This window comes from Enterobacter cloacae complex sp. IR5403, from assembly GCF_049238705.1.
Lineage (GTDB): Bacteria > Pseudomonadota > Gammaproteobacteria > Enterobacterales > Enterobacteriaceae > Enterobacter > Enterobacter hormaechei_C.
This window is the reverse complement of record NZ_JBMKHP010000006.1, coordinates 1-17667: the sequence shown is the minus strand read 5'-3', so window position 1 is coordinate 17667 and position 17667 is coordinate 1. Positions and strand designations below refer to the sequence as shown.

The 17667-nt window shown below is 56.1% G+C and carries 18 protein-coding genes, 1 pseudogene and 1 other annotated feature; of the genes and pseudogenes, 10 read left to right on the top strand and 9 right to left on the bottom strand.

Going from position 1 to position 17667, the window contains the following annotated elements; translation table 11 throughout:
• Nucleotides 1-86 precede the first annotated feature (86 nt).
• The 3 genes from ACOTW6_RS10440 to dacD form a co-directional block, all read right to left on the bottom strand.
• Nucleotides 87-1145: an FUSC family protein gene (locus tag ACOTW6_RS10440; RefSeq protein ID WP_017693112.1), complete on the bottom strand. Its 1059-nt coding sequence runs from the start codon at nt 1143-1145 to the stop codon at nt 87-89.
• A 91-nt stretch (nt 1146-1236) separates the two neighbouring features.
• Nucleotides 1237-1710 carry a DNA gyrase inhibitor SbmC gene (gene sbmC / locus ACOTW6_RS10435; protein ID WP_062932884.1) on the bottom strand — a complete coding sequence of 158 codons (474 nt, stop codon included), beginning with the start codon at nt 1708-1710 and terminating at the stop codon, nt 1237-1239.
• A gap of 118 nt (nt 1711-1828) precedes the next feature.
• Nucleotides 1829-3001: a serine-type D-Ala-D-Ala carboxypeptidase DacD gene (dacD, locus tag ACOTW6_RS10430; RefSeq protein ID WP_047740833.1), complete on the bottom strand. Its 1173-nt coding sequence runs from the start codon at nt 2999-3001 to the stop codon at nt 1829-1831.
• A 191-nt stretch (nt 3002-3192) separates the two neighbouring features.
• Between dacD and sbcB the strand changes: the two genes are divergently transcribed.
• Nucleotides 3193-4629, top strand: coding sequence for an exodeoxyribonuclease I (gene sbcB, locus ACOTW6_RS10425; RefSeq protein ID WP_407057591.1), 1437 nt, complete (start codon nt 3193-3195; stop codon nt 4627-4629).
• Nucleotides 4630-4749: 120 nt separating this feature from the next.
• Here sbcB and ACOTW6_RS10420 read toward each other — a convergent pair whose 3' ends face one another.
• From ACOTW6_RS10420 to ACOTW6_RS10405, 4 genes are all read right to left on the bottom strand, one after another.
• Entirely contained in the window at nt 4750-6108 is a 1359-nt protein-coding gene (locus ACOTW6_RS10420) for an APC family permease (RefSeq protein ID WP_006811203.1), read from the bottom strand.
• Entirely contained in the window at nt 6098-6160 is a 63-nt protein-coding gene (yoeI, locus tag ACOTW6_RS10415; protein ID WP_099458931.1) for a membrane protein YoeI, read from the bottom strand. The genes ACOTW6_RS10420 and yoeI overlap by 11 nt, the downstream gene beginning before the upstream one ends.
• A gap of 219 nt (nt 6161-6379) precedes the next feature.
• The gene (locus tag ACOTW6_RS10410; RefSeq protein WP_047728942.1) at nt 6380-7309 is read right to left on the bottom strand and encodes a LysR substrate-binding domain-containing protein; all 930 of its coding nucleotides are present in this window, start codon (nt 7307-7309) and stop codon (nt 6380-6382) included.
• 41 nt (nt 7310-7350) lie between these two features.
• Nucleotides 7351-8175: an SDR family oxidoreductase gene (locus tag ACOTW6_RS10405; protein WP_017383300.1), complete on the bottom strand. Its 825-nt coding sequence runs from the start codon at nt 8173-8175 to the stop codon at nt 7351-7353.
• Nucleotides 8176-8347: 172 nt separating this feature from the next.
• Here ACOTW6_RS10405 and hisL point away from each other — a divergent pair, with 172 nt between their 5' ends.
• The 9 genes from hisL (at nt 8348) to hisIE (ending at nt 15564) form a co-directional block, all read left to right on the top strand.
• Entirely contained in the window at nt 8348-8398 is a 51-nt protein-coding gene (hisL, locus tag ACOTW6_RS10400; protein WP_099516347.1) for a his operon leader peptide, read from the top strand.
• Nucleotides 8374-8497, top strand: a sequence feature (His leader region). Its footprint overlaps the gene before it by 25 nt.
• A gap of 45 nt (nt 8498-8542) precedes the next feature.
• Entirely contained in the window at nt 8543-9442 is a 900-nt protein-coding gene (gene hisG, locus ACOTW6_RS10395; protein WP_000886595.1) for an ATP phosphoribosyltransferase, read from the top strand.
• A 5-nt stretch (nt 9443-9447) separates the two neighbouring features.
• Nucleotides 9448-10752 (top strand): histidinol dehydrogenase, encoded by a 1305-nt coding sequence (gene hisD / locus ACOTW6_RS10390; protein WP_062932832.1) that lies wholly within the window; start codon nt 9448-9450, stop codon nt 10750-10752.
• Nucleotides 10749-11810, top strand: coding sequence for a histidinol-phosphate transaminase (gene hisC, locus ACOTW6_RS10385; RefSeq protein WP_062932831.1), 1062 nt, complete (start codon nt 10749-10751; stop codon nt 11808-11810). Before hisD ends, hisC begins: the two co-directional genes overlap by 4 nt.
• A complete protein-coding gene (gene hisB, locus ACOTW6_RS10380) occupies nt 11807-12874 on the top strand; it encodes a bifunctional histidinol-phosphatase/imidazoleglycerol-phosphate dehydratase HisB (protein WP_032669539.1) in 1068 nt (355 codons plus the stop codon). The genes hisC and hisB overlap by 4 nt, the downstream gene beginning before the upstream one ends.
• Nucleotides 12874-13464: an imidazole glycerol phosphate synthase subunit HisH gene (gene hisH, locus ACOTW6_RS10375; RefSeq protein ID WP_015572396.1), complete on the top strand. Its 591-nt coding sequence runs from the start codon at nt 12874-12876 to the stop codon at nt 13462-13464. The genes hisB and hisH overlap by 1 nt, the downstream gene beginning before the upstream one ends.
• On the top strand, nt 13464-14201 hold the full coding sequence (gene hisA / locus ACOTW6_RS10370; RefSeq protein WP_015572395.1) for a 1-(5-phosphoribosyl)-5-[(5-phosphoribosylamino)methylideneamino]imidazole-4-carboxamide isomerase: 738 nt from the start codon (nt 13464-13466) through the stop codon (nt 14199-14201). The genes hisH and hisA overlap by 1 nt, the downstream gene beginning before the upstream one ends.
• Nucleotides 14183-14959: an imidazole glycerol phosphate synthase subunit HisF gene (gene hisF, locus ACOTW6_RS10365; protein WP_003859481.1), complete on the top strand. Its 777-nt coding sequence runs from the start codon at nt 14183-14185 to the stop codon at nt 14957-14959. Before hisA ends, hisF begins: the two co-directional genes overlap by 19 nt.
• Nucleotides 14953-15564: a bifunctional phosphoribosyl-AMP cyclohydrolase/phosphoribosyl-ATP diphosphatase HisIE gene (gene hisIE / locus ACOTW6_RS10360; RefSeq protein ID WP_213789149.1), complete on the top strand. Its 612-nt coding sequence runs from the start codon at nt 14953-14955 to the stop codon at nt 15562-15564. The genes hisF and hisIE overlap by 7 nt, the downstream gene beginning before the upstream one ends.
• Nucleotides 15565-15669: 105 nt before the next feature.
• On the opposite strand, the pseudogene ACOTW6_RS10355 reads toward hisIE, so the two are convergent.
• Together ACOTW6_RS10355 and wzzB are read right to left on the bottom strand one after the other, a co-directional pair.
• Nucleotides 15670-16629: pseudogene (locus ACOTW6_RS10355) on the bottom strand (IS4 family transposase); the annotation flags it as partial.
• A 110-nt stretch (nt 16630-16739) separates the two neighbouring features.
• Nucleotides 16740-17636, bottom strand: coding sequence for an LPS O-antigen chain length determinant protein WzzB (gene wzzB, locus ACOTW6_RS10350; RefSeq protein ID WP_421766246.1), 897 nt, complete (start codon nt 17634-17636; stop codon nt 16740-16742).
• Between the last annotated feature and the right edge of the window lie 31 nt (nt 17637-17667).

Genomic DNA, 17667 nt, shown 5'->3' with positions numbered 1-17667 from the left:
GCTGCGAATGACAATGAGTATATCGTTTAAAACCATCATAACCCTAATTGTTGCTGAATCGAAGCAGCAGGCATCACATACGCTTTTTATTTGCGCAGTGCCCGGCAAATCAGCTGCGATAACAACTCCAGCTGTCGCGCCAGCTCCATACTCAGCCAGACATAACCGTGGATGGGCGTTTCCGCCACATTGTCGCCCTGGCGCTCATTCATCAGCTGTTTGAGCTCGGCGACGATTTCGTTCAGCCGCTCGCTGTTCGCCCGTATCGGCTGCGGGTTACCTTCATAGAGCGCATGAGCGATGGTCAGCAGGGTCTGTTGCGTCATCTGCTGCGTCTCTTTCAGCGTATGCGCGTTGAGCATCAGAAGATGGCTGGGACGTGAGGCCCAGTGGGCATTGATTTGCAGTTCAAGCATACAGACCAGATTACGGCTGACCGTCTGAATAGCTTCAAAAATGGCTTTCTGGATATGGGTTTCTTTGCTTGCTGGCGTAATTAACCCACGCATTTTGACCACATCATTGAGGATTTTTTGCAGGTGCTTTTCCAGCCGCGGGCGCTCAATCAGATTCGGCGAAAACCCGGCCTGGTAGACCCGATTAAATGCCGTGACGTAGTTTGCCATCTGAATGCGCCAGTGCAGGAAGGCACGCTGCGGCCAGATGCCGGTAAACAGCATGGCGAGCAACGAGCCGAGGATCACGTCCCCGCTTCGCCACAATGCGGTGGTCATATCGCCCGCCGGTGCGCCGACCACAACCGCGAGCGTAATGCCAATCAGCAGCGCCTGATACGGTTTCTTGCCGAGGGCCAGCCACCCGCAAAGAAACATCGCCACCGCGCACCACAGCAACATGACCGGAAACGAGATCAGCTCCAGCTTCAGGGCGATAAGCCCAAGCGCTGAGCCTAAAACGGTGCCGCCTATGCGTTCGAAAGCGCGCGGGACCACGTTCCCCCAGAATGAGATCGGCCCCATCACCACCACCAGCGTGATCAGCGGCCACGTCCCTTCCGGGATATCCAGCAGACGAACCAGTACGAAGGTCAACACAAACGCCAGCGCAATGCGGCAACCGTGCACCACGCGATAATGTTTGTATAACCGAATTTCAAAAGGGGTTAATGACTTGTCGGGGCGCACACCCGTCTCCAGCTCTACGGCAAACCACAATTGTACTGTGTTTTCAGCCGGGTGGATCGCGCCCGGCTGAAAAACCCTGCATTCCGCAGGATTATCTCACTTTGTGCTCTACCGGTACAAACATCTCAATATCCCAGTAGCCGTCAGCATTGCCATCGTTCAGATAGCGTTCGAAGCAGGGTTTTGCCGCGATCTGGAATTTGCTGTCTTCCAGCAGGGAGTTGAAGAACTGATACCACGGAGTGGCGAAATCATGATTTTCAACGCGCGCGGCGGCAATAGCGTACTCTCCGGCAGCAATTTCGGTTATCATCACCCCTTCACTGTTCTCAGGGATAGTGAAATCGTCCGCTACCGTTACGGCGGTAACGCAGCGGAGCTTTTCTGCCGGAACGTCATCCGGATTGTCATAATAAACGGCCACCCACTCCTGCGGCTGAATATGACGCCCGTCTACCCACATGACCAGCTGTTCGAATCCCTGCTTGACCGTCTTTTCCCACGGCCCCACGAGATGAAAGCCAGCGATCGTACGTTTCTGTTGCTGCCTGATGCTGTAGTCCATGCTGCCTCCGTTCATTACTGTATATATATACACTATAAAGCAGAATCGAGATTATCGGCAAACCAGGAGTGTTTATTATGTGAGCAGACTCGCAACACTGCCAGTCTGCCCAAAAAGGTCAGAGCTTATGATGCAGATAATCGCCGAGGCGGGAGAAAAGGCCGCCCTTTTCAACGCTTTCCAGCGTAACCAATGGCCAGTGCGCGACCACCTTGTCACGATCGTACAGCTGGATCTCCCCTACCCGCTGATGCGCGGCGATCGGCGCTTCCAGCTCTTTTTTATCCATCACGTATTTCGCCTTGATGTTCGGCACTTCCGATTTGGGTAATGCCAGCCAGAAGTCCTGATCCGTGCCCAGCGCGATCTGCTCTTTATCGCCGTACCAGATGCGCTCGGTTCCCACTTTTTTACCGTTATGCAGGATCTGCACCGTATCAAAATTTTGCTGTCCCCAGTGCAGCAGCTTGCGCGCCTGATCTTCACGTCCTTTCGGGCTGTCTGCCCCCATCACCACCGCAATCAGTCGACGCTGACCGTCCACCGCAGAGGCAATCAGGTTAAAGCCCGCGCCCGAGGTGTGTCCCGTTTTCAGGCCATCCACGTTCATGGTCTTATCCCACAGCAGGCCGTTGCGGTTCTGCTGGGTGATGCCGTTCCAGGTCAGGCTCTTTTCGCTGTACATGTGGTAGAACTCAGGCTCGCCGTGAATGATGGCCCGGGAAAGCACGGCGAGATCGTAAGCGGAGCTGTGCTGACCCGGTGCATCCAGCCCGTGTACGGTTTCGAAGTGGGTATCGCGCAGGTTCAGCTTTTCAACGTAGTCATTCATCATCCTGACGAACTGCGGCTGACCGCCCGCCACGTGATCCGCCAGCGCCACGCAGGCGTCATTGCCGGAATCAACAATCAGGCCGCGGCTGAGATCGCGCACGGAAACCCGATCGCCCTCCTTCAGAAACATCAGCGACGAACCGTCAAAGACCGGATTGCCTTTTGCCCAGGCGTCACGTCCGACCGTCACAATGTCATCGGGGCTGATGCGGTGGCTATCAATGGCACGATCGACAACGTACCCCGTCATCAGTTTGGTCAGGCTCGCCGGATTACGCTGCTGATGTTCGTTGCCCGCCGTTAAGATTTGACCCGTGGTGTAATCCATCAATACCCAGGAGCCAGCCTGGATGGCAGGCGGCTGAGGTGAAAAATCCAGCGGCTCGGCAGCCAGCGCGGATGAAATACTCGAAGCGAGTAAAGAAACAGCAATAAACAGACGGCGTTTCAACGGTATATCCTCAGGTCAGTAAAAATCGATGACCTTTTTACGGGAGTTCTGATGTCGTTACCTGCCTTAATTGCAAAAAAATGTGACAACGCGCAGATTTTTTCGGAACAAATCTCGCAAATTTCTTGCCTGACCGTGCTTTTTATTCGGACTGCTCACCCCAATCGTTTACCATAGAGAAGTCAATTTTTAACAGGATGAGATTACTGGTGTCTGACTCTGCCGCGCGCCCGACTTTTTTGTTCCACGATTACGAAACCTTTGGCACCCATCCGGCGCTGGACCGACCGGCGCAGTTTGCGGCTATCCGTACCGATGACGAATTTGACGTCATCGGTGAACCCGAGGTGTTTTACTGTAAGCCCGCCGATGACTATCTGCCGCAGCCGGGCGCGGTGATGGTGACGGGCATCACGCCTCAGGAAGCGCGGGATAAAGGCGTTAGCGAAGCAGAATTTGCCCGTCGCATCCACGACCTGTTCACGGTGCCCAATACCTGCGTGGTGGGTTACAACAACATCCGTTTTGACGATGAAGTGACGCGCAATATCTTCTACCGCAACTTCTACGATCCGTATGCATGGAGCTGGCAGAACCGTAATTCACGCTGGGATTTGCTGGATATCATGCGCGCCTGCTATGCGCTGCGCCCGGAGGGGATTAACTGGCCGGAGAACGACGACGGCTTGCCGAGCTTCAGGCTCGAGCACCTGACGCGGGCCAACGGCATCGAGCACAGCAACGCCCATGACGCGATGGCAGACGTTTACGCGACCATCGCTATGGCGAAACTTGTAAAAACCGCGCAGCCGCGCCTGTTTGAGTATCTGTTGAGCCATCGCAGTAAGCAAAAGCTGATGACGCTGATTGACGTGCCGCAGATGAAACCGCTGGTGCATATTTCAGGGATGTTTGGAGCGTGGCGCGGGAACACAAGCTGGGTGGCGCCGCTTGCCTGGCATCCGGACAACCGTAACGCCGTCATCATGGTGGATCTCGCCGGGGATATCTCGCCGCTGCTTGAGCTTGACAGCGACACCTTACGTGAACGGCTCTATACCCCGAAAGAGGCGCTGGGTGACCTGCCAGCCGTACCGGTAAAACTGGTGCACATCAATAAGTGCCCGGTACTGGCGCAGGCCAACACGCTGCGCCCGGAAGACGCCGACCGGCTGGGGGTTAACCGTCAGCACTGCCTCGACAACCTGAAAGTGCTGCGCGACAACCCGCAGGTGCGCGAGAAAGTCGTCGCCATTTTTGCCGAAGCAGAGCCGTTCGTGCCGTCTGAGAATGTGGATGCGCAGCTTTATAACGGCTTCTTCAGCGATGCCGATCGCGCGGCGATGAACATCGTGCTGCAAACCGACCCGCGTAACCTGCCCGCGCTGGATATCACCTTCGCAGATAAGCGCATTGAGAAGCTGATATTTAATTATCGCGCGCGTAACTATCCCGGCACGCTGGATGAAGCAGAGCAGGAACGCTGGTTACAGCATCGGCGCAACGTGTTTACGCCGGAGTTTCTTAATAGCTACGCCCAGGAGCTGGAGATGCTTTACGGTCAGTATGAAGGGAATGCTGAGAAGCAGGCGCTGCTGAAAGCGCTGTTCCAGTATGCGCAAGAGATTGTCTGAATAGCGGGTACAAAAAAGCCGGAGGCGATGTCTCCGGCTTTTTTTGCCGGGTGGCGCTAACGCTTACCCGGCCTACGAAACTGTTGGTCGGGTTGAGCATAGCCGCCACCCGACACAGTCTTACGCGACGTCTTCGTACTGAGGAACCGGGTTGCGGAAGCTTCTGGTCACGCAAGCCAGGTAAATCAGGCCGATTGCACCCCAGATCAGACCCAGAACCATTGAGCTCTCTTCCAGGTTGATCCACAGGGCGCCCACCGTCAGGGCACCACACACTGGCAGCACCAGATAGTTGATGTGGTCCTTCAGCGTCTTGTTGCGCTTCTCACGGATCCAGAACTGCGAAATCACGGAGAGGTTAACGAAGGTGAACGCCACCAGCGCACCAAAGTTAATCAGCGCAGTGGCCGTTACCAGGTCGAATTTAATCGCCAGCAGGGCAATAGCACCCACCAGCAGCACGTTCCACGCCGGGGTACGCCATTTAGGATGCACGTAACCGAAGAAGCGGGTTGGGAACACACCGTCACGGCCCATCACGTACATCAGACGAGAAACGCCCGCGTGCGCTGCCATACCGGAAGCCAGTACGGTGACGCTGGAGAAGATCAGCACGCCCCACTGGAAGGTTTTACCCGCCACGTACAGCATAATTTCAGGCTGTGATGCATCCGGATCTTTAAAGCGAGAGATATCCGGGAAGTACAGCTGTAAGAAGTAAGACGCACCGATGAAGATCAGGCCGCCAATCAGCGCGGTCAGGAAAATCGCTTTCGGGATCACGCGCTCAGCGTCTTTGGTCTCTTCAGACAGAGAAGAGATACCGTCGAAGCCCAGGAACGAGAAGCAAAGGATAGTCGCACCGGTGATCATCGGCACTACGTGCGCGCCTTCAGACCAGAACGGACGGGTGCTGGTCAGCGTACCTGCGCCTTCACCGTGGGAAACGCCGTAGATGATCAGGCCAACGATAACCGCAACAATCCCCATCTGAAGGATCACAATCAGGGTGTTGAAGTTAGCCACGGTCTTGATGCTGCGCAGGTTAGAGATGGTCATAAAGGCCACCAGCGCCACAACGAAGATCCACGACGGCACGGAAGGTACCAGCGCTTCGAAGTAAATTTTTGCCAGCAGAATGTTGATCATCGGCATGAACAGGTAGTCCAGCAGTGATGACCAGCCCACCATAAAGCCAACCGCCGGGCTAATGGATTTCTGAGCATAGGTATACGCAGAGCCTGCGGACGGGAAACGGCGAACCAGTTTACCGTAGCTCAGCGCTGTAAAGAGGATGGCGACCAGCGCAAAGGCGTACGCCGTTGCAACGTGACCGTCAGTAAGGCCTGATACGATACCGAATGTATCGAACAGCGTCATCGGTTGCATATAGGCAAGGCCCATCATAACAACCGGAATCAACGTAAGCGTTTTACGTAATTCCACGCGAGAGGTGTTTGGAGTTGCGTTATGCGACATAGTTATTCTCCTTTACGGTAATAACCGCCACGTAAGCGAAAAATTGCCCCATTTCTTTCTTCCTCAGCGACAACAACTGTCGGATTTTAGTAAATATCTATCCGGTACGAAGCCCGGCCTCTTGGTTTTTAGTTTCGTTTCGTACATGCAAAAAAAAATAACCGACGCCTTTTATATCGTCGATTATTCATTTGTTTGCAGCGGCGGCATTTTGCCCTATTCCAGATACAAAAGGCAATACATTGAGAAACCTGCCCATAAATTAATTTTACTAACTGATTGATTTCCCATCACCTGCCTGAGTGTAAACTGTAGCGATAGCACTATTTGCTAAAATTTCGTCTCGCCACCAGGCGCTGGCAAGCCCGGCGGTCTGTTCATTCCAGCCCACCCATACCGATTCGTTACTGCTCTGCGCTAAAACCTGTTTTTCCACCAGCGCTCCGCTGTCAATAAACCGCTGCGCTAAATAACGGGGAAGGTAACCGCACCCCAGGCCGCTTATTTGCAGCTCCAGCTTGGTTTTAAAATCAAAAACGGTGATGGCCTCCTGCTCATCCAGCAGCTGCGATGAAATGCCGCATTCGGGGCGAGAACTGTCTCCAACCACAATGGCACGATAGTTTTTAATGACGCGTCGGGTAACAGGCTCCGGTTCATTCGCCAGCGGGTGATGAGGCGCAACGGCAAAAACCTGCTCCAGAACGCCCAGCCGCGCAAAACCAAATTCACTTAACTGGGGAGGCTCATGCAGCGCCCCAACGATGATATCCGCCCTGCCCTGCGTCAGGGCCTCCCAGGAACCGCCCAGCACGCCATTAATAAAAACCAGCCGCGTGACGCTATGGCGCTGATAGAACGCCTCAATAAGCGGAGTAAGCAGGGAGAAAGGGAAAGTATCATCAACCCCAATCACCAGCTCATTTTCCCAGCCCTGGTGAAGTTTGACGGCCTGTTTTTCCAGCTCGCGAACCGTATGCAGCACGTCACGCCCTTTTTCCAGCAGCATCTGCCCTGTGCGGGTGAAACGCGCGCGATGCCCGGTGCGGTCAAGGATTTGGATATTAAGATCGCTCTCGAGCTTTTGCACGGTGTAGCTCAGAGCCGAAGGGGTTTTATAGAGCTTCGCCGAGGCGGCGGCAAAGCTCCCCTCTTTTTCCAGCGCATCCAGAATAACAAGAACATCCAGCAGCGGTTTCATCTTCGCCCCCTTGCGGTGTGCGATTGTCTCCGCCGGCGCAATTATTCCATGGGCATAACCAGCGGATCGGGATACTGATATTCAAATCCCAGTTCATGGCAAATACGATTGCCATCAATAATTTTGCCTTTGCGTTCCCCCTGCGCCTCACTGAATACCGGCGGCGCCAGACCCAGCTGGCGCGCCATCAGCGGATAAAAGGTACTGCGCGGCGGATGCGAAGGCGCACATATATTATAGATGTGCCCCCCTTTCGGAGCCTGCAAAAGCAGTTCTATGGCGCCGATAACATCCTCAAGATGCACAAGATTAACCCCGTGCTGGCCATCCGGCGCGGATTTACCGGCAAAGAAGCGCCCCGGATGACGGCCCGGCCCCACCAGCCCGGCCAGACGTAAGATATCCACCTGCGTACCAGGCAGATTGTGCAGCCAGTCTTCCAGCTCTTTCAGCACCCGGCCGCTGGCGGTCACCGGACGGCGCTCGGTGTTTTCTTTCGCCGTACCGTCGATATCGCCATAGACGGAGGTGGAGCTGGTGAAAATGATACGCGGGATATGGTGCGCCAGGGCGCTGTCGACGATCTCCTGCACCGCCTGCAAGTAAAAAGACTCACCCGGGCCGCTGCGCCGCGCCGGTAAGGTAATGACCAGCGCGTCCACATTCATCAGTTCATCCAGCTCGTCGGTATCGCAGATAAGCTCGGGTTCGAGACGCAGCTCGACACCATCAATGCCGCACATGCGTGCCGCTTCAACCCCATCCCGGGTGGTCTTACTCCCTGTCACCTGCCAGCCTTTCGCGGCTAATGACATCGCCAGTGGCATTCCTAACCACCCTAACCCGACAATCGCGACCTTTTTCATGACATTCTCCGCTTAACGACGCTTGTTATAAGGCTACGCCAGCCTGGTGGAACGCACAATTCATACCATCAATATGAAATGAATTAATGATCAAAAAAAGCCCTTGCTTTATGGCGTACAACTGGTTTAGGTTAAAAGACATCAAATGCATAAGCATTCAACGAGAATTTATATGACCCGCGTTCCTTTTAAAAACCACCATCATCACCATCATCCTGACTAGTCTTTCAGGCGATGTGTGCTGGAAGACGTTTGGATCTTCCAGTGGTGCATGAACGCATGAAAAAGCCCCCGGAAGATCTTCTTCCGGGGGCTTTTTTTTGGACCGCATTCAGACAGGTTAAAACAGGTTAACGAGGAACACAGAATGTTAGATAACTCACGTTTACGCATAGCTATTCAAAAATCAGGGCGTTTAAGCGACGATTCACGCGAACTGCTGGCCCGCTGCGGGATTAAAATCAACCTGCACACCCAACGCCTGATCGCCCTGGCTGAAAATATGCCGATCGACATTCTGCGCGTACGTGATGACGATATCCCGGGCCTGGTGATGGATGGCGTCGTTGACCTTGGCATCATCGGCGAAAACGTACTGGAAGAAGAGTTGTTAACCCGCCGCGCGCAGGGCGAAGATCCGCGCTACTTTACCCTGCGTCGTCTGGACTTCGGCGGCTGCCGCCTGTCGCTGGCCACGCCGGTCGATGAAGCCTGGGACGGCCCGGCCGCGCTGAACGGCAAACGTATCGCCACCTCTTACCCTCACCTGCTGAAGCGTTACCTCGATCAAAAAGGCGTGCAGTTTAAATCCTGTCTGCTGAATGGCTCTGTTGAAGTGGCGCCGCGTGCGGGCCTGGCCGATGCCATCTGTGACCTCGTCTCCACCGGCGCCACGCTGGAAGCGAACGGCCTGCGCGAAGTGGAGGTGATCTACCGCTCCAAAGCGTGCCTTATCCAGCGCGACGGCGAGATGGCCGACGCCAAACAGCAGCTCATCGACAAACTGCTGACCCGCATTCAGGGCGTGATTCAGGCGCGTGAATCCAAATACATCATGATGCATGCGCCAACCGAGCGTCTGGACGAAGTGATTGCCCTGCTGCCGGGCGCTGAGCGCCCAACCATTCTGCCGCTGGCGGGCGACCAGCAGCGCGTGGCGATGCACATGGTCAGCAGCGAAACCCTGTTCTGGGAAACGATGGAAAAACTGAAGGCGCTGGGCGCAAGCTCCATTCTGGTGCTGCCAATTGAGAAGATGATGGAGTAACGACCATGAGCTTTAACACAATCATCGACTGGAATACCTGTAGCGACGCGCAACAGCGTGAGCTGCTGATGCGCCCGGCAATTTCCGCCTCGGAGAGCATCACCCGCACCGTGGCGGAGATCCTCGATAACGTCAAAGCCCGCGGGGACGACGCGCTGCGCGAGTACAGCGCGAAGTTTGACAAGACGGAAGTCGGCGCTTTACAGGTTACCGGGCAGGAAATTATTGATGCCAGCAATCGTCTGGGTGATGACATCAAACAGGCGATGGCCGTCGCGGTGAAGAATATTGATACCTTCCACACCGCGCAGAAATTGCAGGCGGTGGATGTGGAAACCCTGCCCGGCGTACGCTGCCAGCAGGTGACGCGCCCGGTGGCGTCCGTCGGCCTCTATATTCCTGGCGGCTCTGCCCCGCTGTTTTCGACCGTCCTGATGCTGGCCACCCCGGCGCGTATTGCCGGTTGTCAGAAGGTGGTGCTCTGCTCTCCGCCACCGATCGCCGACGAGATCCTGTATGCGGCGAAGCTGTGCGGCGTGCAGGCGATCTATAAAGTGGGCGGTGCGCAGGCGATTTCTGCCCTGGCGTTCGGGACGGGATCCATTCCGAAGGTCGACAAAATCTTTGGCCCGGGCAATGCCTACGTGACCGAGGCGAAACGCCAGGTCAGCCAGCGTCTGGACGGCGCGGCGATTGATATGCCTGCCGGTCCGTCTGAAGTGCTGGTGATTGCCGACAGCGGCGCTACCCCGGATTTCGTGGCCTCTGACCTGCTATCGCAGGCCGAACACGGCCCTGATTCGCAGGTGATTTTACTGACGCCAGATGCCGACATGGCAAAACGCGTGGGCGACGCCGTTGAGCGTCAGCTGGCTGACCTGCCGCGGGCGGAAACGGCGCGTCAGGCGCTATCCGCCAGCCGCCTGATTGTGGCCCGCGATCTTGACCAGTGCATCGCCATCTCCAACCAGTACGGTCCTGAGCACCTGATTATTCAGACCCGCAATGCGCGCGATCTGGTCGACAGCATAACCAACGCAGGTTCGGTGTTCCTCGGCGACTGGTCACCGGAATCCGCCGGGGATTACGCCTCCGGCACCAACCACGTGCTGCCGACGTATGGCTATACCTCAACCTGCTCCAGCCTGGGGCTGGCGGATTTCCAGAAGCGCATGACCGTGCAGGAACTCTCCCGCGAGGGATTTGCCTCGCTGGCGTCGACCATTGAAACCCTTGCCGCCGCCGAGCGCCTGACTGCCCACAAAAATGCCGTGACGCTGCGCGTTGCCGCCCTGAAGGAGCAAGCATGAACATCGAAGAATTAGCCCGCGAAAATGTCCGTCGCCTGACGCCCTATCAGTCTGCGCGTCGTCTGGGCGGGAACGGCGACGTCTGGCTGAATGCCAACGAATATCCCACGGCGGTGGCCTTTGAGCTTTTGCAGCAGACGCTGAACCGCTACCCGGAGTGTCAGCCGAAAGCGGTGATCGAGAACTATGCCCAGTATGCAGGCGTGAAGCCTGAGCAGGTGCTGGTCAGCCGTGGGGCGGATGAAGGGATTGAGCTGCTGATCCGCGCGTTCTGCGAACCGGGTAAAGACGCGGTGATGTACTGCCAGCCCACCTACGGGATGTACAGCGTGAGCGCCGAAACCTTTGGCGTGGCCTGCCGCAACGTGCAGGCGCTCGACAACTGGCAGCTGGATTTGCAGGGCATCGCCGATAACCTAGACGGCGTGAAGGTGGTGTTTGTCTGTAGCCCGAATAACCCCACCGGGCAGATTATTCATCCGCAGGATATCCGCACCCTGCTGGAGATGACGCGCGGCAAGGCGCTGGTCGTCGCTGATGAAGCCTACATTGAGTTCTGCCCGCAGGCGACGCTGACAGGCTGGCTTGAGGAGTATCCGCATCTCGTTGTGCTGCGTACCCTTTCCAAAGCCTTCGCCCTCGCTGGCCTTCGCTGTGGATTTACGCTGGCGAATAAAGCGGTTATCGACCTGCTGCTGAAAGTGATTGCCCCGTATCCGCTCTCAACGCCGGTTGCCGATATTGCGGCACAGGCGCTGGCCCCGCAGGGCATCAGCGCGATGCGCGAGCGTGTGGCGCAGATCCTGGAAGAGCGTCAGTATCTTGTTGATGCCCTTAAAACGATTCCGTGCGTGGAGCAGGTGTTCGACTCGGAAACCAACTACATCCTGGTGCGCTTCACCGCCTCAAGCGCGATATTTAAATCGTTGTGGGATCAGGGCATTATCTTACGAGACCAGAATAAACAACCTACCCTGAGCGGCTGCCTGCGTATTACCGTCGGCACCCGTGCAGAGAGCCAGCGCGTGATTGACGCCCTGAAAGCGGAGAAAGTATGAGTCAGAAGTATCTCTTTATCGATCGTGACGGCACCATCATCTCGGAGCCACCCAGCGATTTTCAGGTCGATCGTTTCGACAAGCTGGCGTTTGAACCCGACGTGGTCCCGGTGCTGCTGAAGCTTCAGAAAGCAGGCTATAAGCTGGTGATGATCACCAACCAGGACGGTCTGGGCACCGACAGCTTCCCGCAGGTAGACTTTGACGGCCCGCACAACCTGATGATGCAGGTGCTGACCTCGCAGGGCATCGCCTTCGACGAAGTGCTGATCTGCCCGCATATGCCTGCCGACGAGTGCGACTGCCGCAAGCCAAAAGTGAAGCTTGTTGAACGTTATCTGGCGGAAGAGGCGCTGGATAAAGCCAACAGCTATGTGATCGGCGATCGCGTCACGGATATCACGCTGGCGGACAACATGGGCATTGCGGGCCTGCGCTATAACCGCGACACGCTAAACTGGGAGATGATTGGCGAGCAGCTCACCCGACGCGACCGCTATTCCCACGTTGAACGCAACACCAAAGAGACGCAGATCGACGTGAAGGTCTGGCTCGACCGCGAAGGCGGCAGCAAGATCCACACCGGTGTCGGTTTCTTTGACCACATGCTGGATCAAATCGCCACGCACGGCGGCTTCCGCATGGAGATCACCGTTAAGGGCGACCTGTATATCGACGATCACCACACCGTGGAAGATACCGGCCTGGCGCTGGGCGAAGCCCTGAAGCTGGCGCTCGGCGACAAGCGCGGCATCAACCGCTTCGGCTTTGTTCTGCCTATGGACGAGTGCCTGGCGCGCTGCGCGATGGATATCTCCGGGCGTCCGCACCTGGAATACAAAGCCGACTTTACCTACCAGCGCGTGGGCGATCTCAGCACCGAGATGGTGGAACACTTCTTCCGCTCGCTTTCTTACACCATGGGCCTGACGCTGCACCTGAAAACCAAAGGCAAAAACGATCACCACCGCGTCGAGAGCCTGTTCAAAGCCTTTGGCCGTACCCTGCGCCAGGCGATCCGCGTGGAAGGTGACGCCCTGCCCTCGTCGAAAGGAGTGCTGTAATGAACGTGGTGATTCTGGACACCGGATGCGCCAACCTGAACTCCGTACAGTCGGCGATTATGCGCCACGGCTACGAGCCGGTAGTGAGCCGCGACCCGGACGTGGTGCTGCGTGCGGATAAACTCTTTCTGCCGGGCGTTGGCACCGCCCAGGCGGCGATGGATCAGATCCATGAGCGCGAGCTGGTAGATCTCATCAAAGCCTGTACTCAGCCGGTGCTGGGCATTTGCCTCGGCATGCAGCTGCTTGGCCGCCGCAGCGAAGAGAGCAACGGCGTTGATCTGCTGGGCATTATTGAAGAAGACGTGCCGAAAATGACCGACCACGGCCTGCCGCTGCCGCACATGGGCTGGAACCGCGTTTATCCGAAGGCGGGCAACAGGCTGTTCCAGGGTATTGAAGACGGCGCGTACTTCTATTTCGTCCACAGCTACGCCATGCCCGTGAATGCCTACACCATCGCCCAGTGCAATTACGGCGAGGCGTTCACCGCCGCCGTGCAGAAAGATAACTTTTACGGCGTGCAGTTTCACCCGGAACGCTCCGGCGCCGCCGGTGCGCAACTGCTGAAAAATTTCCTGGAGATGTGATGATAATTCCCGCTTTAGATTTAATTGACGGCACGGTTGTTCGTCTCCACCAGGGCGATTACGGACAGCAGCGCGACTACGGCAACGACCCGCTGCCGCGGTTACAGGCTTACGCCGCCGAGGGCGCTGAGGTGTTGCATCTGGTCGATCTGACCGGCGCGAAAGATCCGGCCAAACGCCAGATCCCGCTGCTTAAAACACTGGTGGCTGGCGTGGACGTCCCGGTGCAGGTGGGCGGCGGCGTGCGTACGGAAGCCGATGTTGCCGCCTTACTGGACGCGGGCGTGGCGCGCGTGGTAGTCGGTTCGACCGCTGTGAAAGATCCTGAGAGTGTCAAGGGCTGGTTCCGCCGCTTCGGTGCGGATGCGCTGGTGCTGGCGCTGGATGTGCGCATTGACGCGCAAGGTAACAAGCAGGTCGCGGTCAGCGGCTGGCAGGAAAACTCCGGCGTAACGCTGGAAGAGCTGGTCGGGATGTATCTCCCCGTAGGGCTGAAGCATGTGCTGTGCACGGATATTTCACGCGATGGTACGCTCGCAGGCTCTAACGTCTCGCTGTATGAAGAGGTTTGCGCGCGTTATCCGCAGGTGGCGTTTCAGTCCTCTGGCGGTATCGGCGACCTGGCGGATATCGCCGCTCTGCGCGGAACCGGTGTACGCGGCGTGATCGTGGGTCGCGCGCTGCTTGAAGGCAAATTTACGGTGAAGGAGGCGATTCAATGCTGGCAAAACGGATAATTCCCTGCCTGGACGTGCGTGATGGTCAGGTTGTAAAAGGCGTGCAGTTCCGCAACCACGAGATCATTGGCGACATCGTTCCCCTGGCTAAACGCTATGCCGAAGAAGGCGCAGACGAACTGGTATTTTACGATATCACCGCCTCCAGCGATGGCCGCGTGGTGGACAAAAGCTGGGTGGCGCGCGTGGCAGAGGTGATTGATATTCCCTTCTGCGTGGCGGGCGGGATTAAATCTGCTGACGATGCGGCGAAGATTCTCTCTTTCGGTGCGGACAAAATTTCGATTAACTCCCCTGCACTCGCAGATCCGGAGCTGATTACGCGTCTGGCGGACCGCTTTGGCGTGCAGTGCATTGTCGTGGGGATCGACACCTGGTTTGATACCGCGACGGGCAAATATCACGTTAACCAGTACACCGGCGATGAAAGCCGCACGCGCGTCACCCAATGGGAGACGCTGGACTGGGTGCAGGAAGTACAAAAACGCGGTGCAGGTGAAATCGTGCTGAACATGATGAACCAGGACGGCGTACGCAACGGTTACGACCTCGAGCAGCTGAAAAAAGTGCGCGCGGTGTGCCAGGTTCCGCTGATTGCCTCCGGCGGCGCAGGCACCATGGAACACTTCCTTGAAGCCTTCCGCGATGCGAACGTAGACGGCGCGCTGGCCGCTTCCGTGTTCCACAAACAGATTATCAATATTGGTGAGTTAAAAACGTACCTGGCCGACCAGGGCGTGGAGATCAGGGTATGTTAACAGAGCAACAACAGGCGCAGCTGGACTGGGAAAAAACTGACGGATTACTGCCGGTGGTTGTACAGCATGCCGTTTCAGGCGAAGTGCTGATGCTGGGATACATGAACCAGGAGGCACTGGCAAAAACGCTCGACAGCGGCAAGGTGACGTTTTTCTCGCGCACCAAACAGCGCCTGTGGACGAAAGGGGAAACTTCGGGTCACTTCCTGAATGTGGTCAGCATTACGCCAGACTGCGACAACGACACCCTGCTGGTGCTGGTCAACCCGATTGGGCCGACCTGCCACAAAGGCACCAGCAGCTGCTTCGGCGAGGCGAGCCACCAGTGGCTGTTCCTCTATCAGCTGGAACAGCTGCTGGCAGAGCGTAAATCAGCGGATCCCGAGAGCTCGTACACGGCGAAGCTGTACGCCAGCGGCACCAAACGGATTGCGCAGAAAGTGGGTGAGGAAGGCGTTGAAACGGCGCTGGCGGCCACCGTGCAGGATCGGGAGGAGCTGACGAACGAAGCGTCGGATTTAATGTATCACCTGCTGGTGCTGCTTCAGGATCAGGAGCTGGATTTAACGACGGTGATTGAGAATTTGCGGAAACGGCATAAATAAAAAAAGACCGGGGAAACCCTAATGCTGGTCACTTAAGGTGACCAGCAGTTTTTTTATCCGGGTATTTCTTGCCCTTCACCCTGAGCTCTCTCGGGTAACTTCGCTCCTGTCTTCCCGGTAATACCAGCCATCTCGCCTGTTCGTACGGTGACGGTACAGCTCGCTCGCCGCACCCGCCGGATAACGACAGGGGTCTTCCAGAGACGTGAGGACTTTCCTCTCCTTTCCGTCCACTTTCCGGCTCAGAAGTCTGGCAGCGACCTCTTCCGGCAGTCCAGGCCATTGTTTCCGGGCCTGCGGGCTCGTTTTCAGCTTCACCCGCTCGTCACCCCGCCCCAGACGGCACACGACCTTATACTCCGTATTCTTTATCAGGGGCAGCAGCCAGTGCCGGTTCTATTCGGCGTGCTGCCAGTGATGCAGCAGCCCCGGGGAGTAATATCCCTTGTCGAACAGGGGGATACTGTTGTCCGGTACCCGGTCCGTTAACTGTGCCGCCAGACGCATTTCGCTGACGCTCTCACTGTCGAAAGCGCTGGCGTTAATCAGATGGCTGCTGAGCTCCATCAGACAGACCATGCGCACCTGCGGATAGTTGCCTTCGCTGTGCTGGTTGCCGTGTTTGCTGAACGCTTCGCTGTTCTCCCGCATATCAGGCGTTCTCCAGACCACACCATCCACCGCAAACAGGTTCAGTCCGTGCCATTGCGGGTGTGACGCCTGCTGCTTCCAGTATTGCTGTGATATCAAAAAGCTCCCGGACAGCCCCCTCGCCGAGCTTTTTGCCGCGCTGGATAATGGCGCTTCGTGCGGTGAATGGCGCGCCCGAACGGTCAGTGATATCCATGAGATTAACAAAATTGGTCATCGGCCTGTCACAGAAAACAGATATGCCGACAATAAGCCATGTCATTGATTCAAGGGTGGTTTACGTTTACGGAGCGTCACGGTATCGGTCAGCCTGAAGGCTTACCGGATAAGTTCTGCGTGGATGAGTTCGGAAAGGGAACAGGCATGTTCCGGTGCGCTGAGATGAATAATGCCGGGAGCCTGAGAAAGTTCCATTTAAAAAGGGTCCATGAAGAGACATGAACCCTTTTTACACCAGCCACTGGATCGGTCAACCGATCCTTAAATGATCGGTATTAGGGACGACCCGGTCTTTTTTTTGTAAATCAGGCTCTTGGTTTGTAGTTTCTCAGCGCGTTGCGGCCAAGGACGACAGCAGAACCGATAACACCACCAAGCAGTATCGCGAGGATGAGGGTTACGGCCTTTTTAGGACTATCACGGCGGAAAGGAAGGTCCGGTTTCATAACGTAACGATAGACATGAATGGTATCAGGATTAACGTTGAGGTTCTGAATATCCAGTAAATTCTTTTTGGTCTGATAGTAAGAGCCCGAGAACACCAGCGGGCGAGATGCTTCGTTATCAACCATTGATTTGAGGGCAACAGTACCTAACAGAAACATCGTTTCCTGGGTCACATCCTGAGTTTGCTGAAGCTGCGGTGTGCTAATTTTTGCGGCTTCTGCGTTTTTAAGCGCCTCTGAAATCTGCTTGATACGCAGATCTTTTTGCTCCTGTACGACTTTCTCCTCATTTTTGAGGGAATCGTTCAATGTAATAATCTGCTGCTTGAGGTTGTCTCTGAGGTCAAGCGCCAGTTCTTTAGCCGTTTGCTCATCGATCTGCTGAATATACTGCGCCAGCTGCTTCTGTGCTGCCTCAGCCGATTCACCCTGATAGCTAACGGTTAAGGGTAATGCCTGGCCTTTCACGGTCGGTTCGATAGTAAGTTTCTCCGGATCTTCCTGATTATCAAGTGCCTGCGCTAATGCGGAGAAGGAAGAGTTGAAACGGCCAATGGCGCGATTCTGAATGTCCAGCATAGAAGGTGCGGCACCGCCATAAAGGATGTTCAACGCGTTTGCATAGGTGGCAATTTGCGCCGCATCAGGCTGGGAAATGATGGCGGATGAAGTCCATTTTTCTTTAGGGAAGGTGCGAACAAGTCCCTGATATGAGATCATGTTTGTCATCTGTAGCCATGGAACAGGGTTCATCATGAGTCATCAACTTACCTTCGCCGACAGTGAA